We start from the raw sequence: 12,699 nt of genomic DNA, 5'->3' as shown, positions 1-12,699 counted from the left end.
TCTTTCCGCAAAACGACGACCCGCCTTTACACCGAGCGCCGGTGAGCGCTAAATAAGACGGGCCGCATTCCGACTGCGGCATGTACCATCGACGGAGGACATCATCATGGACATCAACGACGAAATCGCCAAACTGCGTGACGGGCTGCTGCAACAGCGCGACGAGCTGCTGGTGCAACTGAATCTGGCCAAACTCGAAACCAAGGACGAATGGGAGGCTATCGAGTCGAAACTGGAACAGTGGCAACTGCATGCGAAGGGCGCTCTGGAAGAAGCCAAGGATGCGTCCGAAGACATCCACGCGAGTCTGAGCCTGCTCGGCGACGAGATCAAGGCCGCCTACGAGCGGATCAAGAACCGTCTCTAAACCGCTGCTGCCCTGGACGGACATGCGAGACGGGGCGCGTGGCCGACCCCAGTCAGCAGCACCGGTTGATGCCGTCCCACTTGCGCTGCGTGCGCTGCCGGAAGAACTCGCTGCGACTCAACGGCTGACCGCCCTGAGCGGCATGATGCGCCTGCCAGTGGCGAACGTACACCACATAGGCCCGATCTTCGGACAGCCATCGCGCGGCACGATGCACCGCCGCAGTTGCACGCCTTACGCTCCTAATCCACCGGCTCAGCGTCGCTCTGATCATCGCGGGAGTCTAGACCAGCGATATCGCGGGCCACAAGTATCCGCCGCTCCGTCTCCCGGCCAGTGCCGCGACATCGGCGCTGTGGTGGAACCCTGAGCGCCATCAGGCCATCGAAATACGCAGGGGATAACGATGGGGGCGACGCAGACACCGCCAGCTTCAAACCGACTCGCCGCGGTCCTGCGCGGACAGTGTTGCCGTCGGGAACCGGCTTTTCGGCTGCAGCCATCGGAAGCGCCGATCAAGCGCGACAAACCCCGTGCCGGACCGGTTCGACGCACCGGCGATCAATCACCCACCAGCGAGTGAAATACGCGTATGTTCTGGCTCTTCAACTACTTTGCCCTGTTCCTGGCGGCGACCATCGGCATCGTCGTGTTCGACGACAACCCAACCGGCGTCTCGCCGCAGGAATGGGTGCTGTTCGCGGTGATGCTTTACGCGGCTGTCTCGTTCGTGAAGTGCTACCGGGAAATGGTGGGGCGCAGCGAGGAGCCGGATCGCGACTGAGCCCCCCGAACGCCCCGGACCTTGGCGCGACGGTGCCCCGTTACTGGTAGCGCAAGGCCTCGATCGGATTGAGATCCGCGGCCTTCCGGGCTGGATAGAACCCGAAAAAGATCCCGACCGCTGCCGCAACGGCAAAGGACAGTCCGATCGACCAGGGTGTGATCACGGTCGGCATCCCGAGCGCCGCCGCCAGTGCATGCGTGACGCCGATGCCGAGTCCCACGCCGATCAGGCTGCCGGCCAGCGATATGAACAGCGCCTCGAGCAGGAACTGCCACAGGATGTCCCGCCGCCGTGCACCCACGGCCACGCGGATGCCGATCTCGCGCGTCCGCTCGGTAACCGACACCAGCATGATGTTCATGATGCCGATCCCGCCGACCAGCAGCGAAACCGAGGCGATAGACCCCAGCATGATCGACATGATGCGCGTGCTGGCCGCCGCGGTCTCGGCCAGCGCGGTCAGGTTCCGTACCGTGAAGTCGTCTTCCTGACCCTCCCGGATCCGGTGGCGCTGTCGCAGCAGCTCATTGATCTCCCGCTCGGCCCGGACCATCGCGTCCTCGGACTTCGCCTGGGCGATGATGAAGCGCACGGTTCCCGGAAAGCGGTTGCCGAACAGCTTGCGCTGAGCGGTCGTCAGCGGAATGACGGCTGTATCGTCCTGATCCCGTCCATCGAGACTCTGACCTTTGGGCGCCAGGAGCCCGATCACCGTGAAAGGCACGTTCTTGATGCGTATCGTCTTGCCAACCGGCGACGCCGGTCCGAACAGATTCGTCGCCGCGGTCAGTCCCAGCAAGGCGACCCGGCTCGCGGACCGCACGTCGACTTCGGTGAACGGCACGCCCTCGGCCAGTTGCCATGCCCGTATCGTCAGAAATTCGGGCGTCGTGCCCGTCACCGAGGCGCTCCAGTTGTTCGGGCCGGAGACCATCTGCGCGGCTTCGATGACGGTCGGAGCGGCAGCCGCCACGCTCGGCAACTCGCCGATCGCTTCGGCATCGGCGCCGGTCAAGGTCGGAATCGTGCCGAAACCCATGCGCGTCCCGCCCGAGGTCGAGGCGCCCGACAGGATCACCAGCAGGTTGCTGCCCATCGAGGCGATCGCGCTGCTGACCATGGACTGAGCCCCTTGGCCGACCGCCAGCATCACGATCACCGCCGCAACGCCGATGATGATCCCGAGCATGGTCAGCGCGGTGCGGAGCCGGTTGGCTCGCAGCCCCCGCAGTGACTCGGCCGCCAGGGCGGCGATCACGCCAGCGGCTCCGTGGCGGTATCCTCGACGATCCGGCCGTCGCGAAAGCGGATGCGGCGGCGGGCATAGGCCGCGATATCCGCCTCGTGCGTCACGATGATCAGCGTGATGCCGTCTTCGGTGTTCAAGGTTCCAAACAGTCGCATGACATCGACGCTGGTTTCACTGTCGAGATTCCCCGTCGGCTCGTCAGCCAGCAGCAGGCGTGGCTGGTTGATCAAGGCCCGAGCAATCGCGACACGCTGCTGCTGCCCCCCGGACAGCTGGTTCGGGCGCCGCGCGCCATAACCTTGCAGGCCGACGCGCCCCAGCAGCTGCTCGGCGCGTCGATGGCGCTCGCGCCGCGGCACACCCGCGTACAACAGGGGCAGGGCGACGTTGTCGAGGACATCGATACGGGGCAATAGATTGAAGCTCTGGAAAACGAAGCCCAGCAGCCGCAGGCGCACCGCGGCCAGTTCGTCGACATCGAGTTCGGCGATGTTCCGGCCTTCCAGCACGTAGTCGCCGCTGCTCGGCGTGTCGAGACAGCCCAGGATGTTCATCAGCGTCGACTTGCCCGAGCCGGATGCGCCCATGATGGCGACGAAGTCACCCGCCGCAATCCGGAGGTCGACCCCATGCAGCACGGGGACTGGCGGGGCATCGCCCACAGGGTACGCCTTGGTGACGCCGACCAGCCGGATGAGGTCATCCACGCTCAGAACATCCGGGTGGGCATCCGGCCACCCGACCCGCTCTTGCGGTCCGCGCCGATCTCTTCGATCACGAGACCATCGCCCTCGCGCAGGTCACCGGAGACAAGCTCCGCTTCGCGCCCGCCGAAGATGCCGATCCGGACCGCGATGGGCACCGCCTTGCCATCGATCAGGCGATAGACGATACGTTCGTCTCCCTTCACGGCCGGTAGCGGCACGTCACCCGCCGTGCCGGGGCGAAAGCGCAACGCCGCAAGGGGCAGGCGCAAAGTGCCCTTCCGCTCGGCGATCCGTATCGTCGCGACGGCCGTCATGCCGGGCAACAGCAACCGCTCGGCATTGTCCACCGTGACGACGACGTCGTAGGTCACGACATTCTGCTGGATGGTCGGGTTCATCCGGATCTGCCGGACCACCCCGTCGAAGTTGCGCTCCGGGTAAGCGTCGACGGTGAAGCTCACGGACTGGCCTACCCTGACCCCGCCCACGTCCGCTTCGGCCAGGCTGGTATCGATCTGCATGCGCGTCAGATCCTGGGCGATCTGAAACAGCACGGGGGTCTGGAACGTCGCCGCGACGGTCTGGCCGACATCAACGTTGCGCGAGATCACGATCCCGGAAACGGGCGAGCGGATGACCGTGTAGTGCAGATTGGTCTCATCGAAAGCGACCTGCGCCCGCGCCCGTTCCAGTGTCGCACGGGCGACGTCGACGGTCTTCATGGCCGTGTCCAGCTCCGCCTCCGCGAGGAATTTCCGGGCCACCAAGGCCCGGGTGCGCTCGGCGTTGCTCTCCGCCAGACGCAGATCCGCCAACGCACTGGCGACATTCGCCCGGTTCTGGCGCAGCTGCGCCTCGATCAGTCGGGGGTCCAGCTCGGCAAGAACCTGTCCCTCCCTGACCCGGTCGTTGAAGTCGGCGTGCAGGCGCTGGATGCGCCCGGAGATCTGCGTGCCGACGTTGACGAGGACCACCGGATTCAAGGTCCCGTTCGCCGAGACGGTCTGAAAGACATCGCCCCGCGTGACGGGCTCGGTGCGGTAACGGAGCGCCTCGCCACGGTCCTCCTGCTGTCGTCCGGCATAGTAGGCCGCCGCCGAACACAGCACAGCGACCAGCAGCCAGGTAAGCGACCAGCCGCGCCGCGCGGCCTTCATGGGGCGCGCCGATACACCGCGCCGGAAATCGCGGCCGCTCCTTCAGCGGGTGAAGACACGAAGCTCAAATCCGGTGAATCAGCCATTGCATCGCCGGCTGTGGCGGCGTAATGCAGGATCGGAGCGGTGAGGCGGGACGGGCAACAGCCGTTGCTCGATTGGAAATGTCGGCACCGGGAACGTGAGCGACCGCGCTGCCGAGTACCTCAAAGGCCCAGCATGACAGCCAACATCAGCAAGCTCATGAAGACCGATACCGTCATCAACACGGCGCCTTGTGTCCGCCGTGCCGGATTCCGAAGACCCAGAAAGCCGAAAACGATCCCGACAGGGGGCAGGAACAAGGTCGCGGCAATCAGGCCGGCCATCATGCCGAAGCTCCAGGCACGCCCGGAATCGACCGGCACGCCGGCAACGGTCAATGGCTCGACCGGCCGCCGACAGGATGTACAGATCACGGCATCGTTCTTGAGCTTCTTTCCGCAGTACCGACAGAACATGCTGCTACCTCGATCCGGGTGCTGTCTCTTGCTTATTCATGGGTGGTGCGTTCGGGATCGTCGTCAGGCCGGACCCGGCACGAGGCGGCCGATGCCAGCTGCGCCGCGCGTCAACCCGAGCCATAACCCATCGTGAGTCGCCGCTGCGCAGCATACCGGAACCTCGAAAACCGCGCTATCGGTGTTCCGCACGGGCTTGGGGCTAACCCTCGCCGTGCTAGTAACGCAGAAAAACCTGCCGGTAGTACTTCAGCTCGGCTATCGATTCCAGGATGTCCTCGAGCGCCTCGTGGCTGCTGCTCTTGCGGAAACCGTCCGCAAGATGGGGCGCCCAGCGCTGCACCAATATCTTGATCGAGGACACATCGAGATTCCGGTAGTGGAAGTGCGCTTCCAGCGACGGCATGCAGCGCGCGAGGAAGCGCCGATCCTGGCAAATGCTGTTGCCGCACATGGGCGAAGCGCCCTGCGGCACCCAACGCGACAGGAAGTCGAGCGTCTTGCGCTCGGCCGAACTTTCGTTCTCGCGGCTCGCACGAACGCGCTCCAGCAATCCCGACTTTCCATGCTGACGCTGGTTCCAGTCATCCATGCAGGCCAGCGCGGACTCGTTCTGATGCACCGCCAGCACGGGGCCATTGGCGAGGATGTTCAGCTCCTGGTCCGTCACGACCGTGGCGATCTCGATGATGGCATCCCGCTGGGGATCCAGCCCGGTCATCTCCAGATCGATCCAGACGAGGTTTTGCGAGTGATAGGGCATGGCGGTGGTCAGCTCAAGATCCTGGAGCGTGGGTGCTGTCAGCACGAAAGACCGGGCGATCCGATGCTTGTCACGCATTCTACCAGAGGCTAACCTGTCCGACTTTACCGGTCTGCGTAGCGAACCTCATATGAATGGCTTCACTGTAATTTTTCTGGCCGCGCTGGCGGCGGCAGTCGCCATCGAGGCCTGGCTGATGCGGCGACACTTGGCGCATGTGCGCGCGCACCGCGGCGCGGTGCCCGCACCCTTCCGCGACCAGATTGCTCTGGAAGCCCATCAAAAGGCCGCGGACTACACGCTGGCCAAGGGGCGCGTCAGCCAGTGGTCCCGCTGGCTGAGCGCCGCCACTTTGCTGCTGTTCACGCTGGGCGGCGGGATCGAATGGCTGAGCTCCGTGTGGGTCGCGATGGCCGGCAGCGGGATCGTCGCGGGTATCGGTGTGATTTTGTCCACGCTGCTGCTGATGCACCTGATCGAACTGCCGGTTTCGGTCTATCAGACCTTCTCCGTGGAGCAGCGCTTCGGCTTCAATCGCACGACGCCGGCCCAGTACGCCAAGGACATGCTGATGCAGGCGGGTCTGTCGATCGCGCTGGGTGCGCCGCTGCTCGCGTTGATGCTGTGGGTCATGGACCGTACCGGCCCTTTGTGGTGGCTCTGGGCCTGGGCCATTCTGATGGGCTTCTCGATCCTGATGAGCTGGGCTTTTCCGACCTTCATCGCCCCGCTGTTCAACAAGTTCACGCCGCTGCAGGATCAGGATCTGAAGCACCGGATCGACCATCTGCTGGAACGCTGCGGCTTTCTGAGCAAAGGGGTGTTCGTGATGGACGGGTCGCGCCGCTCCGGCCATGGCAATGCCTATTTCACCGGGATCGGCAACAACAAGCGCATCGTATTCTTCGACACGCTGCTGTCCACCCTCGATCATGACGAAGTCGAGGCGGTCCTGGCGCACGAGCTCGGTCACTTCAAACTCAAGCACGTCCTGAAGATGCTGATCGCCAGTTCGGCCATCAGTTTTTCGGGCTTTGCGCTGCTGGGCTGGCTGGCCGGGCAGGGCTGGTTCTACACCGGACTGGGCGTGTCGACACCGTCGCACGCCGGCGCCTTGCTGTTATTCCTGCTGATATCCCCGGTCTTCACCATTTTCCTGCAGCCGGTGACCGCCTATTTTCAGCGCCGGCACGAATTCGAAGCGGACGATTTCGCCGCCGGCCAGACACGGGCTTCCTTTCTGATCAGCGCCTTGGTCAAGCTTTATCGGGATAACGCCAGCACGCTGACGCCCGACCCGCTGTATTCCGCGTTTCACTACAGTCATCCGCCGGCCTCGATCCGGATCGCGCACCTTACGACGAAGACCTAGGGGCTTCCCTCCCGGTGTCCCGTGGAGTGATCGAGCGAGCGGCCCCGACATTACCCGGGGACGCCATCGGGCTGGTGATCGCCCATCTCGGCAAGAGCCTCGCCGTCGAGACCGCGCGCGGCGAGTTGCTCGTCTGCCAGAGCCGGCGTCGCATCATCGACGTCGCGGTCGGAGACCGCGTGCAGGTTGAAGCCACCAGTCCCGACAGCGGGGTCGTAACGGCCGTCCTGCCCCGCAGCACCGAGCTGTTGCGGCCGGCGCGTGGCGGCCGGACCCGTACGGTGGCCGCGAATATCCAGCATGTGTGGGTCGTCCTTGCCGTCGCGCCGGAGCCCGATTTCCTGCTGGTCGACCAGATACTCGCCGTCAGCGAACACCGCGGTATCGCCGGCGGCCTGCTGATCAACAAGGTCGACCTGGGGGGCGACCGCACGCGTCTGGATGTCGAAGTCCGGAACTATGCCGCCGCCGGCTACCCGGTGCTGGAAGTCAGCGCCCGAGCAGGAGTCGGCCTCGCCAGTCTGCAGCAGCGACTGCACTCGACCTGCAGCATGCTGGCCGGGCAATCGGGGGTCGGCAAGTCGTCGCTGACGAACGCGCTGATCCCTGATCGTTCGCTGCGCGTCAACGAACTGTCCGCCAAGAGTGGTCTGGGCCGCCATACGACCACCACGGCCACTCTTTATCACTTGCCCGGCAGCGGCGACCTGATCGATAGCCCGGGTGTCACGGTATTTGGCCTCGCGCAGATGAACGGCCGCGACATTGCCCACGGCTATCGCGAGTTCCGCGACTTCATCGGCCGCTGCCGCTTCAACGACTGTCGACATCTCGACGACATGGGCTGCGCCGTCCGCGAGGCGGTCGCCGCGGGACACCTCAGTGAGGCGCGCCACGCTCGCTATCGGAAGTTGTTGGAGAAGGGGGTGTCCGCCGCCTTCCTGACCTCGGCACAGCCGCCCGGCTGACCTTACCGCGCCGACCCGCAGCACCCGCAGCGGCCCGGTGCGGCAAATGCCGCACCGGGCCGTGTCAAATCGCGGTGCGCGCCGCATGCCGTCACGCTCCCCACCCGTATTTTCAGTACCTTACGGATTGGCACGCTGTCTGCGTTAACTGCCGGGACGACGCCAGGACGGCGCTCAATGACACTGTCGTCCGCGCCACTCACCACGAGTAGGCATCGACGGCCTACAGGACGAAGCTAGGCCACGGATGGAAGTTGGACCGCAGCAGGGCCCGGACGCCCTAACCAAAGGAAGACGGGGCTCGCCCCAAGGCGGGTCCCGGTTCCGCAAACCCCACCCAGACGCTCGATACAAACGGACCGCCGGGTGTCGGTGTGAGGCGCCGTGTCAGGGGGCAAGGCACGGCTCTAAAACCCACTTCAACCAACAGCCATACAGTTTCGGAGTCCCTTGATGTCCCAGACCATCGCAAAGTTTGTCAGTGCCAGCATCCTTACCGTAAGCGCGGCCACCCTGCCGGGCCTTTCAACCGCAGGCACCAGCGTCGTGTTCGGCGATCCCAAACCCAATGTGCCCGAGACGGACTGCAACGGTATCAGTTACGAATGGACCGTAACCCTCGGCAAGCCCGCGCGCGCCGGCTTCGTCCACCATGTTGGCGCCAAGAGCTGGAACGAGCCGCCTCCGTTCTATACCCCGCCCGAAACCGGCTGGACCCATACGTCCAACTTCGTGGCCCTGGAACTGAAAAAGGCGGCCAAGGTTCGTATCGAGATCTCCCGTCAGCAGGGCGTTCTGATGCCCACCATCATCACCGATCCGACCTCGGGCAGCCCGGCCATTGGCTACAATCTCGCCGGCAGCAAGCTGTTTCCGGCCTTCTCGATCTGGAAGGGATGGGAAGAAGAGGCCTGCGAATACACGGCGCATCGTTACAACAATGCCGGACCCATCGCATGGGCACCCGCGCTAGAGTACGTCGCAAATCAGCCGAATAGCGCCGGCTGGACCACGGCAACGCTGGTTCGCTCGCTGCCTGCCGGTAAGTACACGGTGGCCATTGGCGGCGCCAACGTCTCCTTCTGCTCGCCCACCGACGCGGCCTGCTACGGCGGTCGGCAAGGCTACCGGGCTTCGATCTCCACCGAGTGACCACTTGCCGGTAGCGCGGGCGCCGGACCGCTGCCGAAGGTCCTGATACCCGGACGGCCAGCGCGCGAGCTGGCCGTCTCGCTCGGATAAGCGGGGGAATAGCGTGAAGAGCCCCTCGGGAAGCACGCGGCGAATCGAGGAAATCTCGGCACGCCGGCCCTGCGGATCCCTTCTTTCCGTCGCTGACGGAACGCCGCGCGATCCTCTGACAGGATACCGATGCGCCCTCGCTGCCCACTCGCCCTGAGGCATTTCCCGCACTGGAATGTGGGAAATACCCAAGCGCCGGCGCAGCGAATCCAAGTAGGCCACTGAAATCGCAAGACTCAGCCTTTGGCACGCTGCATGCTGACGCATGGTGTCGCAGTTTGAGGGATCAGCTGCGGATAGCGCTTTGATCTCGGAGTCGGCGCCGCCGACGCCACTAAGGAATGGGTCTGAAGCCAGGGACTGGTGCGGCACCCACACCTCAAGGATTTCTGCTACGGAAGGAAGAGGGACCGCAGCCGGGCCGGGATGCCCTTGAGTTTCTGCTGCATCGTCGCGTTAGCCAGGATCGGCTTGGCGGATCGCGCCCAGGGCCAGATCGCCACCGTCGCTTCCGGCATACCTGACGATGTCAGTCTTCGTAAACCAAGGAATAACTAGCATCCAAGCGATGCACTTACTGGAGCTTCCCGCATGTCATTGAATAAGAGTTTCCTGCTCACGGCAGGCCTGCTGTCGGCCAGCGCCTTCGGCTTTTCCGGCACTGCCGCGGCCAACACCGTCGCGTGGATCACCCCGACCCCCTATGTGCCGGGCGTCTGCACCGGGATTGGCTACGAATGGGCTGTCACGGCCAGCCAGCGTGCTTCGCTGAGCTTCGTCCGCCGGGTTGGTGCCAAGAGCTGGAACGAAGTGCCTCCGTTCTACGTCGCGCCGGAAACCGGTTGGACCCACACCTCCGACTGGGTCAAGTTCGAGTTGACGCAGCCGGCCACCGTACAGATCAAGATCGCGCGTCAACAGGGCGTGTTGTTGCCCAGCGTTGTAACCGATCCGGTCAGCGGTGCGACGTCGATCGCCTACACCACGGCGGGCGACCAACTGTACCCGGCGCTGTCGCTGTACTCCGGTTGGGAAGAGACCGGCTGCGAGGATCACCGCTACAACAACAGCGCCAACTTTGCCTGGGCGCCTTCGCTCGATTTCATCGCCAATCAGCCGAACACCGCCGGTAAAGCGACCGCCGTGTTGACCAAATGGTTGCCGGCCGGCAAGTACAGCATCGTGATCGGCGGCGCGAACGTGTCGTTCTGCGCAGAGACCGACACCTGCTACAGCGGCTTTCACGGTTACCGCGCCCAAATCATTACGAAGTAAATCCGGTCCTGCCGTTCACGGCACGATCTAACGCCTTTTTGTCGGCCGGTTCTCAGGGAGGGGGGGGCCGGCCGCATTTTTGTTTGAGGCTCACGATGATGTCCCCCATGAACACTCAGCCGATGCGCGCAGCCGCTCGCCCGACACGCGCCCTTATCGGTTTCTCCGTCCTTGCTCTGGCCCTGCTTGTCGGGGCACTTCGGCCGTCCACGCCCGAGGCCCCGCGCATGATCGGGATGGCCGACCTGGACACGCTTTACCAAGCCTACGAACGCTGGAGCTCAGCGCGCGATCGCAGCGCCGCTCCGACCGCGTTCCGGATTCCTTTGGGGTACTCCAAGGCCTTCTCGCCGGTCTACACCGAGGCCAAAGGTCTCCTGAAAGTCGATCGGCAGAGCGGCCAGGTCAGCCTGTCCGTGTCTCACTTTTCGCGCGACGGCGCCTACCGCCTCTGGTGGGTAAGCAACGAGCCCGGCCCCCACCGTTCCATCCGGCCAGAACAGGGTGACCGGTTTCTCGATGTCGGCCGCTTCGTCGCCCGGGACGGGACGGCGCAACTCGAAACCACGTTGAGCCCCGAGCTGATTGCCAGCTTCAAGCTCGATCTGGCCGTAATCACGCCGGACACCGCGAAGCCCACCGACGGATTGATTTTTGGCGCGCCCAGTGCGTTCGAGACGCTGCGCCAGCGCGAGTTTCTCGGCGAACTGACTCGCCAGCGGACAGCCGCCGACTCGGATCCCCTGCGTGCGGTCGAGATGCTGTTGCCCGGCAAGGCCGTCGCCACCGGTCGCGCTCTCGACCTTGGCAGTGTGCTCGGCGAGCGCGTGGCACGCGGCCGCGACCTGTTTCTGAACGAGACCTTCGACGGGAACGGCCGAACCTGCGGGACCTGCCATCGCCCCGACAACAATCATACGATCGACCCGGCCTATATCGCCAAGCTTCCGCCGCATGACCCGCTGTTCGTCGCCGACACGAATCCGGCGCTGAAGAAACTCGAGAGGCCCTGGCTGCTCAGGAAATTCGGGTTGGTTCTGACCAACATCGATGGCTTCGAAGCCGACAAACCGCCGATCATGCGCAGCGTGCCGCATCTGCTCGGCCTATCCAACTCCATCGCGGTCGAGGAAGAGGACGCGGGGATGACCGCTCAGGCGGTGGGTTGGTCCGGCGACGGCGCGCCCGCCCCCGGCTCCTTGAAGATGTTCACTGCGGGCGCAATCATGCAACACTTTCCGAAGACGCTCGCGCGGGTTCCGGGCCAGGACTTCCGGGAAGCCACGGCCGAAGAGCTGGAGGACATCGAGTTGTACATGTTGTCGCTGGGCCGCGGTCCGGGCGAAGAGTTGGACCTGAAGACCCTGGTATTCAAGTCGGAGTTCGTCGAAAAGGGCAAGCTGATCTTCGACACGAAACAGAACGCCAAGGACCCGGTTACCGGCGAGATCGTGCATGGCACCGGCAACTGCAATGGCTGTCATGAGAATGCCGGCGCCAACAGTTCGACCACCAAGGCGAACCCGACACGCGACACCGGTATCGAGAACCTGCCCGACCACCCGGCCCGGCTGGCCCAGCCGAACATGGCTTATGACGGCGGCTTCGGCACGCTGCCGAACACCTGCGGGCCGGACGATGCGCGTGGCGCCTGTTTCGGGGACCACCGCTTCAACACGCCCTCGCTGGTCGAGGCCGCGGACACCGGTCCTTTCTTCCACAACAACGTCGTGAACACCATCGAGGAGGCGATCGCGGTTTACAACCAACCGGCGTTCAACAATTCGCCTGGCGCACTGACCTCGTCCGGCGCCGATCGGACCGTGCTGCTCGACCCGGACTCGATCAATGCCGTCGGTGCCTTTCTCCGCACGATCAATGCCCTGGAGAATCTGCGCAGCTCCGACAAACTCGACCAGCAGGCGCAAAGTCTCAATGGCTATGCGGCCCGCGAGATGATCCGCCTCGCAGCGGCCGAGACGCAGGACGCGGTTCAGGTGCTCCGCAAGTCACCGACCGGAATCTATCCGGACGCGCTGGCCTTGCTGCAGCGAGCCCTGTATCTGGAGAAGAAGGCCCATGAGTCCAAAGACGTTCCGGAATGGTGGCGCGATCGGCAAGTCCGCACCGCGATTTCCCTGAAGGATCAGGCGCGCCAGCTGATGGTGACGACACCCTGACCGACAGGGCTGCGGCAAGGACGCCGCTCCCGGACTGGTCAACGGCCGGCGTTGCCGGCCACGCAATGCGCCCCGCACAGGGTGGTGACCGTAGTCCGGTCGCTGCCCTGGTGCACAGCCTCAAGAGACCGG

General features: G+C 64.4%; 13 protein-coding genes. 7 read left to right on the top strand and 6 right to left on the bottom strand.

Annotation, left to right across the window (positions count from 1 at the left end):
- Window positions 1-106: 106 nt before the first annotated feature.
- Window positions 107-367 carry a hypothetical protein gene (locus BWR02_RS07895; RefSeq protein ID WP_139557209.1) on the top strand — a complete coding sequence of 87 codons (261 nt, stop codon included), beginning with the start codon at window positions 107-109 and terminating at the stop codon, window positions 365-367.
- Window positions 368-419: 52 nt separating this feature from the next.
- Here the strand turns inward: BWR02_RS07895 and BWR02_RS07890 are convergent, their stop codons facing one another.
- On the bottom strand, window positions 420-641 hold the full coding sequence (locus BWR02_RS07890) for a CstA-like transporter-associated (seleno)protein (RefSeq protein WP_139557208.1): 222 nt from the start codon (window positions 639-641) through the stop codon (window positions 420-422).
- A 318-nt stretch (window positions 642-959) separates the two neighbouring features.
- Between BWR02_RS07890 and BWR02_RS07885 the strand changes: the two genes are divergently transcribed.
- On the top strand, window positions 960-1,151 hold the full coding sequence (locus BWR02_RS07885) for a hypothetical protein (protein WP_139557207.1): 192 nt from the start codon (window positions 960-962) through the stop codon (window positions 1,149-1,151).
- Between the two features lie 40 nt (window positions 1,152-1,191).
- Here the strand turns inward: BWR02_RS07885 and BWR02_RS07880 are convergent, their stop codons facing one another.
- From BWR02_RS07880 to orn, 5 genes are all read right to left on the bottom strand, one after another.
- A complete protein-coding gene (locus BWR02_RS07880; protein WP_236102034.1) occupies window positions 1,192-2,412 on the bottom strand; it encodes an ABC transporter permease in 1,221 nt (406 codons plus the stop codon).
- Entirely contained in the window at window positions 2,409-3,110 is a 702-nt protein-coding gene (locus BWR02_RS07875; RefSeq protein ID WP_139557206.1) for an ABC transporter ATP-binding protein, read from the bottom strand. Before BWR02_RS07875 ends, BWR02_RS07880 begins: the two co-directional genes overlap by 4 nt.
- Before the next feature lie 2 nt (window positions 3,111-3,112).
- Window positions 3,113-4,267 carry an efflux RND transporter periplasmic adaptor subunit gene (locus BWR02_RS07870; RefSeq protein ID WP_139557205.1) on the bottom strand — a complete coding sequence of 385 codons (1,155 nt, stop codon included), beginning with the start codon at window positions 4,265-4,267 and terminating at the stop codon, window positions 3,113-3,115.
- Window positions 4,268-4,473: 206 nt separating this feature from the next.
- A complete protein-coding gene (locus BWR02_RS07865) occupies window positions 4,474-4,767 on the bottom strand; it encodes a zinc ribbon domain-containing protein (RefSeq protein WP_139557204.1) in 294 nt (97 codons plus the stop codon).
- Between the two features lie 217 nt (window positions 4,768-4,984).
- Entirely contained in the window at window positions 4,985-5,530 is a 546-nt protein-coding gene (gene orn / locus BWR02_RS07860) for an oligoribonuclease (protein ID WP_139557301.1), read from the bottom strand.
- A 130-nt stretch (window positions 5,531-5,660) separates the two neighbouring features.
- On the opposite strand from orn, the gene BWR02_RS07855 reads away from it, so the two are divergent.
- The 5 genes from BWR02_RS07855 (at window position 5,661) to BWR02_RS07835 (ending at window position 12,567) form a co-directional block, all read left to right on the top strand.
- Window positions 5,661-6,902, top strand: a complete 1,242-nt coding sequence (locus BWR02_RS07855; protein ID WP_139557203.1) for a M48 family metallopeptidase — start codon at window positions 5,661-5,663, stop codon at window positions 6,900-6,902.
- 26 nt (window positions 6,903-6,928) lie between these two features.
- Complete coding sequence (rsgA, locus tag BWR02_RS07850; RefSeq protein ID WP_236102032.1) at window positions 6,929-7,870, top strand: ribosome small subunit-dependent GTPase A; 942 nt, start codon at window positions 6,929-6,931, stop codon at window positions 7,868-7,870.
- A gap of 453 nt (window positions 7,871-8,323) precedes the next feature.
- On the top strand, window positions 8,324-9,022 hold the full coding sequence (locus BWR02_RS07845) for a hypothetical protein (protein WP_139557202.1): 699 nt from the start codon (window positions 8,324-8,326) through the stop codon (window positions 9,020-9,022).
- Between the two features lie 681 nt (window positions 9,023-9,703).
- Entirely contained in the window at window positions 9,704-10,387 is a 684-nt protein-coding gene (locus BWR02_RS07840) for a hypothetical protein (protein ID WP_139557201.1), read from the top strand.
- A gap of 107 nt (window positions 10,388-10,494) precedes the next feature.
- Complete coding sequence (locus BWR02_RS07835; protein ID WP_139557200.1) at window positions 10,495-12,567, top strand: hypothetical protein; 2,073 nt, start codon at window positions 10,495-10,497, stop codon at window positions 12,565-12,567.
- The last annotated feature ends 132 nt before the right edge of the window (window positions 12,568-12,699 follow it).

It is taken from the genome of Methylotetracoccus oryzae (assembly GCF_006175985.1).
Classification (GTDB): Bacteria; Pseudomonadota; Gammaproteobacteria; order Methylococcales; family Methylococcaceae; genus Methylotetracoccus; species Methylotetracoccus oryzae.
The sequence above is the reverse complement of the archived record's forward strand: the minus strand, read 5'-3'. Positions and strand labels throughout refer to the sequence as shown.